This window comes from Bradyrhizobium sp. B039, assembly GCF_038965675.1.
GTDB classification, from domain to species: Bacteria; Pseudomonadota; Alphaproteobacteria; order Rhizobiales; family Xanthobacteraceae; genus Bradyrhizobium; species Bradyrhizobium diazoefficiens.
Genome location: NZ_CP152416.1, coordinates 2,842,931 through 2,859,157, shown reverse-complemented (window position 1 = coordinate 2,859,157; position 16,227 = coordinate 2,842,931). Strand labels below are relative to the sequence as shown.

16 protein-coding genes are annotated in these 16,227 nt (G+C 65.1%); 6 read left to right on the top strand and 10 right to left on the bottom strand.

Features of this window, described 5'->3' with window-relative positions; genetic code table 11:
* Nucleotides 1-31: 31 nt before the first annotated feature.
* Genes otnK through ltnD form a run of 3 tightly spaced genes read right to left on the bottom strand, consistent with a single transcriptional unit; the run spans nucleotide 32 to nucleotide 3,127 of the window.
* Complete coding sequence (gene otnK, locus AAFG50_RS13470) at nucleotides 32-1,306, bottom strand: 3-oxo-tetronate kinase (RefSeq protein WP_028172387.1); 1,275 nt, start codon at nucleotides 1,304-1,306, stop codon at nucleotides 32-34.
* Entirely contained in the window at nucleotides 1,303-2,085 is a 783-nt protein-coding gene (gene otnI, locus AAFG50_RS13465) for a 2-oxo-tetronate isomerase (RefSeq protein WP_028172388.1), read from the bottom strand. The genes otnK and otnI overlap by 4 nt, the downstream gene beginning before the upstream one ends.
* Before the next feature lie 16 nt (nucleotides 2,086-2,101).
* Nucleotides 2,102-3,127, bottom strand: a complete 1,026-nt coding sequence (gene ltnD / locus AAFG50_RS13460; protein ID WP_257787556.1) for an L-threonate dehydrogenase — start codon at nucleotides 3,125-3,127, stop codon at nucleotides 2,102-2,104.
* Between ltnD and AAFG50_RS13455 the strand changes: the two genes are divergently transcribed.
* Complete coding sequence (locus AAFG50_RS13455; RefSeq protein ID WP_039184069.1) at nucleotides 3,126-3,806, top strand: aldolase; 681 nt, start codon at nucleotides 3,126-3,128, stop codon at nucleotides 3,804-3,806. The genes ltnD and AAFG50_RS13455 overlap by 2 nt on opposite strands.
* Nucleotides 3,807-3,967: 161 nt before the next feature.
* Here AAFG50_RS13455 and AAFG50_RS13450 read toward each other — a convergent pair whose 3' ends face one another.
* From AAFG50_RS13450 to AAFG50_RS13425, 6 genes are all read right to left on the bottom strand, one after another.
* Nucleotides 3,968-4,672, bottom strand: a complete 705-nt coding sequence (locus tag AAFG50_RS13450; RefSeq protein WP_028172391.1) for an ABC transporter ATP-binding protein — start codon at nucleotides 4,670-4,672, stop codon at nucleotides 3,968-3,970.
* A complete protein-coding gene (locus AAFG50_RS13445; RefSeq protein ID WP_011085709.1) occupies nucleotides 4,656-5,387 on the bottom strand; it encodes an ABC transporter ATP-binding protein in 732 nt (243 codons plus the stop codon). The genes AAFG50_RS13450 and AAFG50_RS13445 overlap by 17 nt, the downstream gene beginning before the upstream one ends.
* Complete coding sequence (locus AAFG50_RS13440; protein WP_028172392.1) at nucleotides 5,384-6,367, bottom strand: branched-chain amino acid ABC transporter permease; 984 nt, start codon at nucleotides 6,365-6,367, stop codon at nucleotides 5,384-5,386. The genes AAFG50_RS13445 and AAFG50_RS13440 overlap by 4 nt, the downstream gene beginning before the upstream one ends.
* A complete protein-coding gene (locus tag AAFG50_RS13435) occupies nucleotides 6,367-7,200 on the bottom strand; it encodes a branched-chain amino acid ABC transporter permease (RefSeq protein WP_231166725.1) in 834 nt (277 codons plus the stop codon). Before AAFG50_RS13435 ends, AAFG50_RS13440 begins: the two co-directional genes overlap by 1 nt.
* Nucleotides 7,201-7,398: 198 nt before the next feature.
* A complete protein-coding gene (locus AAFG50_RS13430) occupies nucleotides 7,399-8,643 on the bottom strand; it encodes an ABC transporter substrate-binding protein (protein ID WP_028172394.1) in 1,245 nt (414 codons plus the stop codon).
* A gap of 89 nt (nucleotides 8,644-8,732) precedes the next feature.
* Nucleotides 8,733-9,548: a putative hydro-lyase gene (locus tag AAFG50_RS13425; RefSeq protein ID WP_028172395.1), complete on the bottom strand. Its 816-nt coding sequence runs from the start codon at nucleotides 9,546-9,548 to the stop codon at nucleotides 8,733-8,735.
* Nucleotides 9,549-9,667: 119 nt separating this feature from the next.
* On the opposite strand from AAFG50_RS13425, the gene AAFG50_RS13420 reads away from it, so the two are divergent.
* The 4 genes from AAFG50_RS13420 (at nucleotide 9,668) to AAFG50_RS13405 (ending at nucleotide 13,965) form a co-directional block, all read left to right on the top strand.
* Nucleotides 9,668-10,585, top strand: coding sequence for a LysR family transcriptional regulator (locus AAFG50_RS13420; protein WP_011085704.1), 918 nt, complete (start codon nucleotides 9,668-9,670; stop codon nucleotides 10,583-10,585).
* Nucleotides 10,586-10,704: 119 nt separating this feature from the next.
* Nucleotides 10,705-11,955: a Zn-dependent hydrolase gene (locus AAFG50_RS13415; RefSeq protein ID WP_028172397.1), complete on the top strand. Its 1,251-nt coding sequence runs from the start codon at nucleotides 10,705-10,707 to the stop codon at nucleotides 11,953-11,955.
* 12 nt (nucleotides 11,956-11,967) lie between these two features.
* Nucleotides 11,968-12,879, top strand: a complete 912-nt coding sequence (locus tag AAFG50_RS13410) for an NAD(P)-dependent oxidoreductase (RefSeq protein ID WP_028172398.1) — start codon at nucleotides 11,968-11,970, stop codon at nucleotides 12,877-12,879.
* Nucleotides 12,880-12,891: 12 nt separating this feature from the next.
* Nucleotides 12,892-13,965: a malate/lactate/ureidoglycolate dehydrogenase gene (locus AAFG50_RS13405; protein ID WP_028172399.1), complete on the top strand. Its 1,074-nt coding sequence runs from the start codon at nucleotides 12,892-12,894 to the stop codon at nucleotides 13,963-13,965.
* A gap of 173 nt (nucleotides 13,966-14,138) precedes the next feature.
* Here AAFG50_RS13405 and AAFG50_RS13400 read toward each other — a convergent pair whose 3' ends face one another.
* A complete protein-coding gene (locus tag AAFG50_RS13400) occupies nucleotides 14,139-15,212 on the bottom strand; it encodes a tartrate dehydrogenase (RefSeq protein WP_011085700.1) in 1,074 nt (357 codons plus the stop codon).
* 155 nt (nucleotides 15,213-15,367) lie between these two features.
* Between AAFG50_RS13400 and AAFG50_RS13395 the strand changes: the two genes are divergently transcribed.
* Nucleotides 15,368-16,144 carry an SDR family oxidoreductase gene (locus AAFG50_RS13395; RefSeq protein WP_028172400.1) on the top strand — a complete coding sequence of 259 codons (777 nt, stop codon included), beginning with the start codon at nucleotides 15,368-15,370 and terminating at the stop codon, nucleotides 16,142-16,144.
* The last annotated feature ends 83 nt before the right edge of the window (nucleotides 16,145-16,227 follow it).

Below are 16,227 nucleotides of genomic sequence, written 5' to 3'. Positions count from 1 at the left end.
AGATGAACAGGCAGCTAAGAACGCTCTGCGCTCAGCGCATGAGCCTAAGCGCATCGGAGAAGAACTCCGGGCCACCGAAATTTCCTGACTTCAGCGCAAGCAGCATCTCGCCCCCGGCGCCGACCGCGCGCAGCACCGGAACGCCTGCAGCGATCTCCACCCCCACGAGAAATCCGGGAATCCTCAACCGGTCGACCACGGCGCCGGACGTCTCGCCGCCGGCAACGACCAATCGCCGCACGCCTGATTTCACAAGGTTTTCGGCGATGTCGGCCATGGCCTGCTCGATCGCATGTCCGGCTGCGTCACGGCCGTGACGTGCCTGAAGCGCGGCAACCTGATCCGGTGTCGAGCTCGATGCGATCAGCACGGGCCCCTCCGCCAGCCGCGGCCTTGCCCAGTCCAGCGCACGCTGAGCTTCGTCCGCCCCCGTAAGAATACGGTCCGGATCGAGATGAAACACCGGCATGACCTGTTCGGCGCTGGCGATCTGCTTGAGCGTGGCCTGCGAGCAGCTGCCGGCAAGACACGCCGCCGGCCCGCCAACGGCAGCTTCGGATTCGCCGCCTGCCGCATTCGACCTGACCTTGCCGGTCGACACCAGCGCGCGCGCCAGTCCAAGGCCGATGCCGGAGGCGCCGACCGACAGCCGATGTTCGGCTGCGACGAGGCCGATTGTTTCGAGATCGCGATCGAAGACGGCGTCGATGATCGCAGCGCCAATGCCCTTGCCCGCGAGTTCGGCCAGCCGTGCCCGCACGGCATCTGCGCCGCGCGTGACGGCGGCGAGATCGACGAGGCCGATTTGCGTCCGGCTCTGGCGCGCCAGCACCCTCACCAGGCTGGAATCGTGCATCGGATTGAGCGGATGGTCCTTGAGCGGGCTCTCGTTCAGCGGCACGGCGCCGACAAACAGGTTGCCCTGGTAGACGGTGCGGCCGGTCTCCGGGAAGGCCGGCGTCACCAGAACGATGCCCTCGCCGCAATCGTCGCGCAACGCGTCCATCACCGGGCCGATATTGCCGGCGTCGGTGGAATCGAAGGTCGAGCAGATCTTGAACAGCACATGGCTCGCGCCGCGGCCCCGCAACCATGTCTCCGCCGCGCGCGAGCGCGATACAGCAAGACCTGCTTCGATCGAGCGGCTCTTCAAGGACACCACGACAGCGTCGACCTCGGGCAGCGCCAGATCGTCGGCAGGAATGCCGATGGTCTGCACGGTGCGCAGGCCCGCACGCGTCAGCGTGTTGGCAAGATCGGAGGCGCCGGTATAGTCGTCGGCGATGCAACCCAGTGCAAGAGTCACGGCTTCACTCCCGCATAGGGCTTGAACCAGGCGAGGCCGTCGGTGGTCTTGCCGCGCGGATTGTATTCGCAGCCGACGAAGCCGGCATAGCCGAGCCGGTCGAGCTCTTCGAACAGGAAGGGATAGTTCAGCTCCTCGCCGTCGGGCTCGTTGCGCGAGGGAATGCTGGCGATCTGGATGTGGCCGATGATCGGCATCATCTCGCGCAAGCGCATGGTGACGTCGCCATGGATGATCTGGCAGTGATAGATGTCGAACTGGAGCTTGAGGTTCGGAAGCCGCAACTCCTGGATCAGGTCGCGCGCGAAGCCGAAATCGTTGAGGAAATAGCCGGGCACGTTGCGGGCATTGATCGGCTCGAGCACGATGTCGATGCCATGCGGCGCGAAGAACTCCGCCGCCCACGCCACCGACTTGTAGAACGCCTCGATCGCGACGCGCTCGCCGCGGTTGGCAAGGCCGGCCATCAGGTGCAGGCGCTTGACGCCGGTGGCCTTGGCGTAAGGCAGCGCGGTCTCGAGGCTCGCCTTGAGATCGGCGAAGCGCGCCGGGAGCGCAGCAAAACCCTTCTCGCCTGCATTCCAGTCGCCGGGCGGCAGGTTGAACAGCGCCTGGGTCAGACCGTTGCGCTTGAGCCGCTCGCCGACCGCCTCGGCCGGATGCTCATAAGGAAAGAGAAACTCGACGGCCGTGAAGCCGGCCTGGGCGGCGGCCTCGAAGCGATCGAGGAACGGCACCTCGGTGAACATCATCGAGAGATTGGCGGCGAAACGGGGCATTGGAATCCTCTTATCCTTACTTGTCGCCGGGGAGCTTCACGCCGGTGACCTGCGCATACATGCGCGCGACCGAGGCGTCGTCGTCGCGGCCCATGCCGGCGGCAGCCGTCATCAGGAACATCTGGAGCGCGGCGGCCGAGACCGGCACGGGGAATCTGGCACTGCGCGCCATGTCCTGGATGATGCCGAGGTCCTTGACGAAGATCTCGACCGCGCTGCGCGGCGTATAGTCGCCGTCGAGCACATGCGGCATGCGGTTCTCGAACATCCAGGAATTGCCGGCGGAGGCCGTGATCACCTCATAGACCTTGCGGATGTCGAGGCCCTGCTTGGCCGCGAACGCCATCGCTTCGCTGGCAGCAGCGATGTGCACGCCGGCCAGCAACTGGTTGATCATCTTGAAGGCGGCGCCCTGCCCGGCCGCGTCGCCGAGCTCGTAGAGCTTTGCAGCCATGGCATCGAGCGCCGGCCGTGCCTTTGCAAAGGCGGCCGGGCTGCCTGAGGCGAGGATCGTCAGCTCGCCTTGCGCGGCGCGCTGCGCCCCGCCGGAGATCGGCGCATCCAGATAATGCCGGCCCGTCGCCTCGAGCTGCTTGGCAAGGCGCCGCGCCACGTCGGGATCCATGGTGGCCGATGACAGGAAGACGCTGTCCTTGGGCATGGTTTCGGCGACGCCATCCTTGCCGAACAGGATCGTCTCGGTCTGCGCGGCGTTGACGACGACGCTGACGACGACGTCGGCGTCCTTGGCCGCTTCGGCCGGCGTCTTGGCGCCCGCGCCGCCGTCCTTCACGAAGCGCGCCACCGCATCAGCCGAGACGTCGCAGCCGGTGACGGCGTGACCGGCGCGCTTCAGCGAGGTCGCCATGCCAAATCCCATCGAGCCGAGCCCGATGACGGCGATACGCTGATTTTGTGACGTGGAGGCGGACATATGCAACTGACCCTTGCGAACGTTTCCCGAATAGCCGCCCTTTGCGGCAGCTTGGCAACCGAATAACACGGCTTGGCCGCGCTGCCAAAGCGTGAGACAAGCAGGCATGACGGCCATGAGCAACGAGACAAGGCTGCGTGAGGATATCTGCCGCTTCGGACGGTCCCTGTTCGAGCGCGGGCTGACGCCGGGCTCCTCTGGCAATATCAGCGTCAAGCTTGACGATGGCGGCTGGCTGGTGACGCCGACCAATGCCTCGCTCGGCTTCCTCGACCCGGCGCGGCTGTCGCGGCTGGATAGCCAGGGCCGGCCGATCTCGGGCGATGCACCGACCAAGGAAGTTCCACTGCACACCGCGCTCTACGACACCCGCGGTAGCGCACGCGCGATCGTGCACCTGCATTCGACGCATTCTGTCGCACTGTCGATGCTGCCCGAGATCGACCCGCGCGCCGCGCTGCCGCCGATGACGGCCTATTATCTGATGAAATGCGGCGCGACCGCGCTCGTGCCCTATTACCGCCCCGGCGATCCCGCAGTGGCGGATGCGATCAAGGGGCTGGCGGGGAAATATTCGTCCGTCCTGCTCGCCAATCACGGCCCGGTGGTCGCCGGCGACACGCTGGAGGCCGCGGTGTTCGCGACGGAGGAGCTGGAGGAGACGGCGAAGCTCTATCTGCTGCTGCGCGGGATGAACCCGAAATATCTGTCGCCGGAGCAGGTGACGGATCTGGTGAAGGTGTTCGGGGTGACGTTGCCGGAGCATGGGCACGAGCACGGACATTAACCGCATACTCTGCCATCATCCTGAGGTGCGAGCCTTGCGATGCAATGCATCGCAAGGTGAAGCCTCGAAGGATGGGCTACAGGTGCTTGCGGCCCATCCTTCGAGGCGCGCAAAGAGCGCGCCCCCCCAGGATGACGGCTGCGATTGCGGCGGCAGTCTAGCTAAAGCCCCAGATACGCCTTCCTCACATCGGGATTGCCCTTGATCTCGCTCGCCGCGCCCTGCATCAGCACGCGGCCGGTTTGCAGAATGTAGGCGCGGTCGGCGATCTCCAGGCACTCGGCCATGCGTTGCTCGACGATCAGGACGGTCATGCCGGCGTCGCGGATGCGCAATACTGCCTGGAAAATCTCGTCCACCAGCTTCGGCATGATGCCTTGCGAGGGCTCATCCAGCATCAGCAGCCGCGGGCGCGTCATCAGCGCGCGGCCGATGGCGAGCATCTGCTGCTCGCCGCCGGAGAGCGTTTCGGCGCGCTGCTCCAAACGTTCCTGAAGACGCGGAAACAGGTTGAAGACGAGGTCGAGCGGTCCCTCGCGGTCCGCCTCGCCGCGGTAGAGATAGCTGCCGAGGCGAAGGTTGTCGCGCACCGACAGGCGCGGGAACAAGCGGCGGTTCTCCGGCACATAGGCGATGCCGGTGGCCGTGATGTGGTGCTGCGCCATGCCGTCGAGGCGCTTGCCGTCGAACGTCACGGTGCCCGAACGCGGGCGTTCGGCGCCGGCGATGGACTTCAGCAGCGTCGACTTGCCCGCGCCGTTGGCGCCGGCGACGCAGACGATCTCGCCCTTCTCGACCTCGATCGAGACTGCGGAGATCGCGACCAGACCCTGATAGGCGGTCGTGACTTCATGCACTGACAGCATGACGATCTCCCAGATATGCGCTGATCACCTTGGGATCGCGAACGACGTCGGCAGGCTTGCCCTCGACCAGCACCTTGCCGAGGTCGAGCACGATGGCGCGGTCGACCAGCGGCATCACGATCTCCATGACGTGCTCGACCATCAGCACGGTGATGCCGGCATCGCGCACCTTGCGCACCAGCGCGACACCGGTCTGCGCCTCGGTCGGCGTGAGGCCGGTGAGGACTTCGTCGAGCAGCAGCAGCTTTGGTTCGGTCGCAAGCGCACGGGCGACTTCGAGGCGGCGCTTCTCGGCCGGCACGAGATCGCTCGCAAGCACGTCGGCGCGCGCGGCGAGGCCGGTGAATTCGAGCACCTCATGCGCCTTGCGCCGCGCCTCGCGCATCACGGTGTTGCGCACCAGCGCACCGACGATGACGTTGTCGATGACGGTCATGGTCTCGAAGCTCTTGACCACCTGAAAGGTGCGCCCGACGCCGCGCTGGCAGCGTTCGGCCGCCGGCATGTGGGTGACGTCCTCGCCGTCGAACCAGATCGAGCCCTGGGTCGGCGGCAGGACGCCGGCGATGAGATTGAACAATGTCGACTTGCCGGCACCGTTCGGGCCGATCAGGCCGACGATCTCGCCGCGGCCGACCGAGATCGACACGTCGCTGTTGGCGACGAGGCCGCCGAACCGCTGCCAGACGCCGCGGGTTTCAAGGAGCGCGGTCATCGCGTGGCTCCCTTTGCTTTTGAACGGGAGAACAGGCTCACCAGACCGCGCGGCAGGGCCAGCGAGATCGCAACGATCAGTGCGCCATAGACGATAAGGTCAACACCACGGCCGGAGCCGCCGATATAGGAGCGTGTCAGCTCCGTCATCGGGATCAGGATGGCAGCGCCGAGCACCGGCCCCCACAGGGTGCCGATGCCGCCGAGCACGGCCGGCAGCGCCATCAGCAGCGAGAACTGGAAGCCCATCACGCTCTCGGGATCGATATAGGCGAGGAACTGCGCATAGAAGCCGCCGCCGATGGCGACGAGGAAGGCGGACACGGCCGCCGCGCCCATCTTGGAATTGAACACGACGACGCCGAGGCTCTCGGCCGCTTCCGGATTGTCCTTCACGGCGCGCCACCAGAAGCCCCATTTGGAATCTTCGAGCCACCAGGTGACGAACCAGGCGAGGCTGCACAGCACCAGCGCGAAATAGAAGTAAGGCAGCTTGCTGCGCATGAACTGGAATTTCAGCCAGCTGTCGCCGCGCACCGGAATGGTGATGCCCATCGCAGCGCCCGCCCATTCCCAGTTCTGGAACAGGAGCAGCCCGATCTCGGCGATGACGATGGTCGCGATCACGAAGTAATGGCCGCGCAGACGGAAGAAGGGATAGCCGAGCCCCATTGCGATGACGGCCGCGATCACGCCGCCGGCGAGCATGCCGAACCAGGGCAATACGCCGAACTTGGTGAACAGCAGCTCGGTGGTATAGGCGCCGATGCCGAAATAGAGCGCGTGCCCCAGCGAGATCTGTCCGCAATAGCCGGACAGGATGTTCCAGCTCTGCGACAGCGCCGCGTACATCAGGGTCAGGATCAGGATGTTCTGGACGTAGACATCCTTGATGAACAGCGGTGCAAGGGCCGCGAGCGCGGCCAGCACCGCGGCGATGATCAGGTCGCGGCGGCGCCGCGTAGCAAAATTCTGGTCCATCACATCGATCCGAACAGGCCGCGCGGCCGGATGAAGACGACGAGCAGATAGACCGCGTAGATGCCGACCGATTTCAGCGAAGGCGGCAGCACCAGGGCGGTGGTCGCCTCGACGAGGCCGACGATGATGCCGCCGGCGAACGCGCCGAACACACTGCCGAAACCACCGAGCGCAACCGTGACATAGGCGATCAGCGCGAAGGAGGCGCCGACGTCCGGATAGATGTAGAAGAACACCGCCATGATCGCGCCGGCGAGACCGACCAGTGCGGCGCCCAGGCCCCAGCCCAGCGCGAACACGCGGTTCTTGTCGATGCCGACGAGTGCGACTGCACCGGGATCTTCGCGGGTGGCTTCGAGCGCGCGGCCGAAGTCAGTGCGGTTGATGAAGAAATAGAGGCCGGCGAAAGCCGCGATCGAGACCAGCGCGCCGATCAACTGCGGCTCCGGCAGGAAGATGCCGCCGATCGAGATCGTCTTGCCGCCGAGCCAGGACTGCGGAATGCTGCGATAGTCCGGCGTGAAGAAGAACTGCGCGAGCCCGCGCATCACGATGGCAAGGCCGAAGGTCGAGAAGATCTGCACCATGCCGGCGTTTGCCTTGGCGCGCATCGCGAAGCGTACAATCAAGAGGTAGACGACCGCCCCGAACACGAACAGGGCCGCGGCGACCAGCGGCGCCGACAGCAGGGGGTCGATGGCGAAGAACGCGAACAGGAAGAAGCTCACATACATCGCGATCATCAGGAACTCGCCATGGGCGAAGTTCACGACGTCCATCAGGCCGAAGATCAGCGCGAGGCCGACGGCGATCAGTCCGTAGAGCAGGCCCATGAGCAGGCCGCTCGCGAGACTCTGGATAATGGCTTGAGCTGTCAAAAGTCGTCCCCCACAATACGCCCTCATCCTGAGGAACGCGCCGCGGCGCGCGTCTCGAAGGATGGGCCCACCCTCGTCCTTCGAGACGCGAGCTACGCCCGCTCCTCAGGATGAGGGCGGGAGCCAAGTCTGAGCTCCCGCTCTCCGAAACGCTTACTTCATCGGCCAGATCGCTTCGGCGATCGCGGCCTGCGGCGGGAAGATGGTGACGAACTTGCCGCCGACATATTGCAGCAGCACCGGGTCGGCGTCGTTGTTCTGGCCCATCTCGTCGAACTTGACGCGCTTCCAGGGCATGATGGTCTGCTCGCCCGGGATGTCGGTGGCGGCCAGCGCATCGCGGATTTTCTCGCCGTCGGTCGACTTGGCGCGGCTGATGGCGTCAGCAAGGATGATCAGGCCCATGAACTGGCGCGAGGTGAGGTCGTTGAAATCCTTGCCCGACCGCGCCTTGAACATCTCGTTGATCTTGCCGACCATCGGGCGCTTCTGCGCGAGGTCGAGCGAGAAGGTGCCGCGCGAGATCACGCCTTCGAGCTTGTCGCCGACGGCGTCGTAGAGCGCCTTCTCGGAGAAGCCTGCGTCCTGCGCCACGATCGCGTTGGGCTTGTAGCCGAGCTCGGCCATGGTCTTGACCAGCAGGATGCCGTCGGTGGTGTAGCTCGAGGGCATCAGCACGTCGGCATTGGCGGTCTTGAGCTGCTGCACTTCGGCCGAGAGCGACGGCGAATTGGCGCGATACTTGATGTCGGTGACGATCTTGTAGGCGCGCTCGCCGGCGATCTTGGCCTGGGCGTTGCCCGAGTCGGTGCCGAAGATGGTATCCTCGTGGAACAGTGACAGCGTCTCGATCTTGGTGCCCTTCTTCTTCATCGCGTCGAAGAAGTCGAACATCGCGGCCGAGTACATCTCGTCATGCGGCGCGGCACGGAAGTAATATTTGAGACCGCGGCGATGCAGGCTCGGCGAGGAGTTGTCGGCGGAGACGAACGGGATCTGGTAACGCTCGCAGATCTGGCTGACGGTGACGGCGACCGCGCTCTGGTAGGTGCCGATGATGGCGGAGACCTTCTCCTGCGTGATCAGGCGCTCGGCCTCGGCGCGGCCCTTCTGCGGATCGGCCTGGTGGTCGGCGAACACGAGACGGACTTTTGCGCCGCCGAGGCCCGGCAGGCCTTCGCCCTTCGCCAGCGGCAGGTCGAAATCGGTGTCCTTGTTGATGACCTCGAGCGCGGTCTCATAGGCCTTCTGCGCATCGACGCCCTGCTGCGCGCTGCCGCCGGAGAACGGATAGATGACGCCGATCACGACTTCCGAGGTCTGGGCGCGTGCGGCGAGCGGCACCAGCGCTGCTGTGGCGGTGGCACCCAGCAACACGTCGCGGCGAGAGATCGTCATGGCAAAGTCCTCTGTTACGGAATTTCGGCTGATCGAATGAAGCGATTGATGGATGCGGTAAAGCCCGAAGAAGCAGCAAACGCTGCCCACTATATCACGGCCATGGTCCTGTTCTTGAGATCCGTCACCAGCATCAGGCCGGGCGAATGCGTGATCGCGAACGGCAGCCTGGCGGCGTTGATCACCGATTGCGGCGTGACGCCGCAGGCCCAGAACACCGGAATCTCGTCATCGGCGACCGGCACGGGATCGCCATAGTCGGGCTTGGCGATGTCCTTGATGCCGATCAGATGCGGATGGCCGAGATGCACGGGCGCGCCGTGCACGGCTGGATAGCGCGAGGTGATCTGCACGGCGCGGATCGCATCGGCCGGCTTGAACGGACGCATCGACACCACCATGGGGCCGGCGAACGGACCGGCCTCGCCGCAGGCGATGTTGGTGCGGTACATCGGCACGCGCACGTTCTGCTCGATGTGGCGGATCGGCATGCCCTCGTCGAGCAGCGCCTCCTCGAACGAGAACGAGCAGCCGAGCACGAAGGTCACGAGGTCGTCGCGCCAGTAGCCCCTCACGTCGGTCGGCTCGTCGACGACTTCGCCATCGCGCCAGACACGGTAGCGGGGAACGTCGGTGCGGATGTCGAGATCGGCGCCGAGTGCGGGGATATGCGGACTGCCGACGTCGGACATGCCGATGATCGGGCAGGGTTTCGGGTTGAGCTGGCAGAAGCGGTGAAAGGCGCTGGCGTATTCCGCCGGCAGGATCGCCAGATTGCCCTGGACGAAGCCGGGGGCGACCCCGGCGGTGGACCCCACCTCGCCGCCGCGATAGGCGAGCCGCGCCTGGCGGCTCGGGAGGGTGTCGGGTGTTTCAGTTTGCTGCGCTGCCACCAAAACAGTCATCTGATCGACCTGCCTATAAACTCGACAAAGACAGCCAACACCAAGCGTGCTATAAAGTCTAATCGTCCTTTCTAATCAATATCGATAAATCCAGTTTATCGATCGGGGAAATCCTTCCAATGCTGGACTTCAGATCGATCGAGACGTTCCTCTGGGTTGTGAAGCTCGGCAGCTTCCGCGGCGCTGCGGCCCGCCTCAACACGACCCAGCCGGCGATCTCCCAGCGCATCGCCCAGCTCGAGCGCGAGATGGGCGTGAAGCTGCTCAACCGCGACCATCGCGTGGCCTCGCCGACGCCGAGCGGCCGGCAGATGATGGTCTATGCGGAGAAGCTGATCGGTCTCCGCGCTCAGATGATGGCGGAGATCGGCGACCGCTCAGCGATGCGCGGCGTGATGCGGCTCGGCGTCGCCGAGACCATCGTGCACACCTGGCTGCCGCGCCTCGTGAAAAGCGTGAACCAGATCTATCCGAACCTGTCGCTCGAGATCGAGGTCGACATCACCCCGAACCTCACGGCACGCCTCCTCGCGCAGGAGATCGAGCTTGCTTTCGTGGTTGGGCCGCTGTCCGCCTCCGGCGTGCACAATCGCGTGCTCGCCGACTACCCGATCGGCTTTCTCGCAAGCCCCTCGCTCGGGCTCGGCAAGGGTCCGGTGACGCCGGCGGAGCTCGCACGGTTTCCGATCATCACCTTCCCACGCAAGACCAAGCCTTACGAGGTCGTGCGCGAGGTGTTCGACCGGCCGGAATTGCCGCCGATACGGCTGCATGCCTCTGCGTCGCTCGCGACCGTTATCCACATGGCGGTCGAGGGCCTCGGGATCGCCGTGATCCCCGACGCCATCGTCGAGAACGAGCTCGCCGACGGGCGGCTGCAACTGCTCGACACCGATCTCGAAATCACACCGCTGACGTTCACGGCGAGCTGGCTCGCCTCGCCCGACGTCGTGGCGGTGGAGCGTGTCGCCGAGCTTGCATGTCAGATTGCGCAGAGCAGCCTCGCGGTTGACGCGCCCGCGCTGGCGCGTCATTGAAACGGATGCCGGACAACCTTCAACGTCATTCCGGGATGGTGCGCAAGCACCAGACCCGGAATCTCAAGATTCCGGGTTCGCTCGTCGGGCCCCGGAATGACAACTGAGAGACTGACCGCATGAGCCGAGCCGCCACCAATCTGCAAATCGATTCCGCCCGCCTCTGGGGCTCCATCCACGAGACCGCGCAATTCGGCGGGACGGCCAAGGGCGGCGTGCGGCGGCTGACGCTGAGCGCCGAGGACAAGCAGGTGCGCGACTGGTTCCGCAAGGCCTGCGAGGATGCCGGTCTCGAGGTTCATGTCGATGCGCTCGGCTCACAGTTCGGCCTGCGCAAGGGACGTGACATGTCGAAGCCGCCCGTCGGCATCGGCTCGCATCTCGACACCCAGCCGACCGGCGGCAAATATGACGGCATCCTGGGAACGCTCGGCGCGCTGGAAGTGATCCGCACCCTGAACGACGCCGGCATCGAGACCGAGGCGCCCATCTGTGTGGTCAACTGGACCAACGAGGAAGGCTCGCGCTTCGCGCCCGCGATGATGGCGTCCGCGGCTTACGTCGGCGATTTCACCACCGACGACATCCTGTCACGCAAGGACGCCGAGGGCATCACCGTCGGCCAGGCGCTCGACGGCATCGGCTATCGCGGCGACAAGCCGGTCGGCTTCCAGAAGCTCGGCTGCTTCGTCGAGCTGCACATCGAGCAGGGCCCGATTTTGGAGGCCGAGGGCAAGACCATCGGCGTCGTCGATTCCGGCCAGGGCGTGCTCTGGTATGACGGCAAGATTTCCGGCTTCGAGAGCCATGCGGGATCGACCCCGATGCCGCTGCGGCGCGATGCGCTGGCCACGCTCTCCGAAATCGTGTTGGCGATGGAGGCGATTGCAAAGAAGCATGGGCCGAACGCGGTCGGCACCATCGGCGAGGCCGTGATCTCAAACCCCTCGCGCAACGTCATTCCCGGCGAGATCGCCTTCACCATGGATTGCCGCAGTGCCGATGGCGCGATCATGGACGCGCTCGATCACGATCTGCGCGCCGCGATTGCCGAGATTGCCGCCCGCCGCAAGGTCGAGGTCAAGATCGACCTGGTCTGGCGCAAGCCGCCGACGCATTTCGATCCCAAGCTGATCGCGGCGGTCGAGAACGCGGCGAAGACGCTCGGCTATTCCTCTCGCCGCATCACCTCCGGCGCCGGCCACGATGCCTGCAACCTCAACACCGTGATGCCGGCGGCGATGGTGTTCGTGCCCTGCAAGGACGGCATCAGCCACAACGAGCTTGAGGATGCCACGCAGCCCGACTGCGCCGCAGGCACCAACGTGCTGATGCACACCGTGCTGGCGATCGCCGGCGTCGCGGCCTGACCGGAGAGAGCCATGCGCGGAGTTTTCGTCGACGCCAACGAAGCCCTCGCCGTGATCATGGAGCGGCTGGAGAAACCGGGCGATCCCAAGGTGCGGATCAACAGGGATCCGGACATCAAGCCCGAGCAATACCCTGAAATCCTCGACGGCGCCGAGATCGCGATCGTCGACCACACCGCGCTGCCGACGGACGTCGCGAAGAAATGCACGGGGCTGAAGCACGTCGTGTTCCTCGGCACCGGCGCGCGCAGCTACATGAATCCGGAAGAGCTCGCCGAGCTCGGCATCTCCGTGCACCTGATCAAGGGCTATGGCGACACCGCCGTGGCTGAATCCGCGATCGCGCTGATGTGGGCCTCGGCCCGCGTCATCGCGATGATGGACCGCGAGATGCGCGTCGGCAACTGGCTGCGCGAAGACGGCATGCAGCTCACCGGCAAGACGCTCGGCCTTATCGGCTTCGGCGGCATCGCAGCAGAGGTCGCGCGCATTGCGTCCGGCAGCGGCATGAAGGTGATCGCCTGGAATCGCTCGCCGAAGAGCTCCCCGGGCGTCACGTTCACCGATCTCGACACGGTGCTGGCGACCAGCGACGTGGTGTCGCTGCACCTGCTGCTCAACGAAGAAACGCGCGGCATGATCACGCGCGAGAAGATCTTTGCGATGAAGCCCGGCGTCATCCTCATCAACACCGCGCGCGCCGCAGTCGTCGACGAGGTCGCCATGATCGACGCGCTGAAGTCGGGCCACATCCGTCACGCCGGCCTCGACGTCTTCAACGTCGAGCCCCTGCCCGGGGATCATCCGCTGACAAAACTGCCGAACGTGACACTGTCGGCGCATTCGGCGTTCCGCACGCCGGAGGCCAGCGAGAACCTGATTGAAGCGGCCTGGATTCACTGCCGCCGGATCGTGAAGGGATAAGAGCAACAACAAATGGCTGACTATCGCACCATCAAGGCCGAAGCGCTCACCAGCGTCGTCCGCGCCATCGTCAAGGCCGGCGGCTCCTCGGACCGCGAGGCCGAGCTCGTATCCACCAACCTCGTCGAGGCCAATCTTAGGGGACATGACTCGCACGGCGTCGGCATGATCCCGCGCTATGTCCAGAGCGTCACCAACGGCGGCCTCGCCGTGAACCAGCACGTCAAGATCGTGCTCGACACTGGCCCGCTCCTCACCCTCGACGGCCTCACCGGCTACGGCCAGGTGATCGGCCACGAAGCGATGGAGCTGGCAGCCGAGCGTGCCAAGAGCAACGGCGTATGTCTCGTCGGTCTTTCCAATGCGCACCACATTGGCCGCATCGGCCACTGGGCCGAGCAGTGCATCGACCACGGGCTTGTATCGATCCACTTCGTCAACGTGATCTCGCGCCCGATCGTGGCGCCCTGGGGCGGCAGCGATGCCCGCCACGGCACCAACCCGTTCTGCGTCGGCATCCCGCGCAGGGGCAAAGAGCCGATCGTGCTCGACTTCGCCACCAGCAGGATCGCGCAGGGAAAGACCCGCGTCGCCCACAACAAGGGCGTCGAACTGGAGCCCGGCACCATCATCGACAATGAAGGCAAGCCCACGGTCAATCCGCGCTACACCGTGATCCCGCCGTACGGCGCTATTCTGCCGTTCGGCGAGCACAAGGGTTCGGGGCTCGCGCTCGTGTGCGAAATCCTCGGCGGCGCGCTCTCCGGCGGACAGGTGGTCAAGGGCCCGTCCGACGGCAAGTACAACGTCCTCAACGGCATGCTCTCGATCATCATCGACCCGGGCAAGCTCGGCACCGGCGAAAACCTCGCACGCGAAGTCGAAAGCTTCGTCGCCTGGCACACCGGCTCACCGCCTGGCCCCGGCGTCGACAAGGTCAAGATCGCCGGCGAGCCCGAGCGCGAGACCAAGAAGAAGTGCCTCGCCGACGGCATTCCGGTCGATCCGACCACCTGGCAGGAGATTCTCGCGGCCGGGCAGAAGTTCGGGCTGGATCAGGCCGCGATCGAGAAGATCGCGGGGTAGGAAACCGCAACTGCTGTCGTCCCGGATCAGCGCAGCGAAGCGCACATCCGGGGCCTATAACCACAGAAGGTGGTTTGGCGAAGACTCGTAGTCACCAACGTCGCGCCGCAACTACTCCCTGGGGTAATGGGTCCCGGCTTTCGCCGGGACGACGCCTCGGTTAGCAGCTCTGCTTAATCCACCATATCCGCGACCGCCTTGCCGCAGGCCGTCGTGTCGGCATTGCCGCCGAGATCCCTGGTGCGCAGCGTGCGCTCGGCGAGCGTGCGCTCGATCGCTTCCACGATCGATCGGCCGGCTTCCTTCTCGCCGAGATGCTCGAACATCATCGCACCGGACCAGATTGCGCCGATCGGGTTGGCGATGCCCTGGCCCGCGATGTCGGGCGCCGAGCCGTGCACCGGTTCGAACACCGAGGGGAAATCGCCCTCGGGATTGATGTTACCTGATGGCGCGATGCCGATGGTACCGGTGCAGGCCGGGCCGAGATCGGAGAGGATGTCACCGAACAGATTCGAGCCGACCACGACGTCGAACCAATCAGGGTGCAGCACGAAGTTCGCGGTGAGGATGTCGATGTGGTACTTGTCCCACTTCACGCCCGGGAATTTCTTGGCCATCGCCTCCACGCGCTCGTCCCAATAGGGCATGGTGATGGAGATGCCGTTCGACTTGGTCGCCGAGGTCAGGTGCTTCTTCGGCCGCGATTGCGCGAGCTCGAAGGCGAACTTCAGGATGCGGTCGACGCCGGTGCGGGTCATCACCGTCTGCTGGGTGACGAATTCACGGTCGGTGTCCGGGAACATGCGGCCGCCGACGGAGGAATATTCACCCTCGGTGTTCTCGCGGACCACCCAGAAATCGATGTCGCCGGGCTTGCGGTTGGCGAGCGGCGACGGCACGCCGGGCATCAGCCGTACCGGCCGCAGGTTCACGTACTGGTCGAACTCGCGGCGGAATTTGATCAGCGAGCCCCACAGCGAAACATGATCCGGAATCTTGGCCGGCCAGCCGACCGCGCCGAAATAGATCGCGTCGTGCTTGCCGATCTTCTCCTTCCAGTCGTCCGGCATCATCTGGCCGTGCTTCTCGTAATAGTCCCATGACGAGAAGTCGAAATGGTCGAAATGCAGGGACACGCCGTGTTTCTTGGCGGCCGCCTCCAAAACGCGCAGGCCCTCCGGCATCACTTCCTTGCCGATGCCGTCGCCGGGGATGACCGCGATCCGGTATTGTTTCTTGCTCATCGAGAACGTCCTTGGTTGGTCCGGCAGCCGCCGTCTTTTGATCGCCCTGCAATGAACCAAAGTCGCGGGCAGCGCAACGCTGCACTGCAATGTTGACCGTGGCACGGCCGACCGCCTACTGATTTCATCGTGTTCCCATCTTGCGAGTAACCCCCATGGATCTGCATCTGCGTGGCAAGCGTGTCCTGATCACGGGCGCGTCCAAGGGCATCGGCGCCGCCGCCGCCGAGGCGTTCGCCGAGGAAGGCGCGCATCTCCTGCTCGCCGCGCGCAGCGGCGATCAGCTCAAGGCACTGGCGGACCGCTTGCGGTCTGCGCACCAGATCGACGCCGCGACGAGCATCGTCGACCTGCGCAAGACCGAAGACATCGCACGGCTGGCCACAGAAGCCGCCGACATCGACATCCTCGTCAACAATGCCGGCGACATCCCCGGCGGCTCGATCGACAAGATCGACGAGGCGACCTGGCGCCACGCCTGGGAATTGAAAGTGTTCGGCTACATCAACCTCACGCGGCAGATCTACGCGCAGATGAAGGCGAAGGGCGGCGGGGTCATCGTCAACGACATCGGTGCGGCCGGCGAAAAGTTCGACGCGAACTACATCTGCGGCAGCGCCGGGAATGCCGCGCTGATGGCGTTCACCCGCGCGCTCGGCGGCAAGAGCCTCGCCGACAACATCCGCGTGGTCGGCATCAATCCCGGTCCTGTGGGCACCGACCGCCACGTCACGCTGCTCAAGACGCGGGCCAAGCACCAGTTCGGCGACGAGAGCCGTTACAAGGAATTCCAGAAGAGCCTGCCGCTGGGCCGTCCCGCACATGCGCGCGAGATCGGCGATCTCATGGCGTTCCTGGCGTCGGATCGCGCCGGCTATACGTCCGGGGTCATCTATACGGTGGATGGCGGCATCAGTGCCGGGTGGGGTTAGTTTCTCCAAGGTAATTTAGCCACCGTCGTTCCGGGGCGATGCAAAGCACCGAACCCGGAACCTCGAGATTCCGGGTTCGCCCT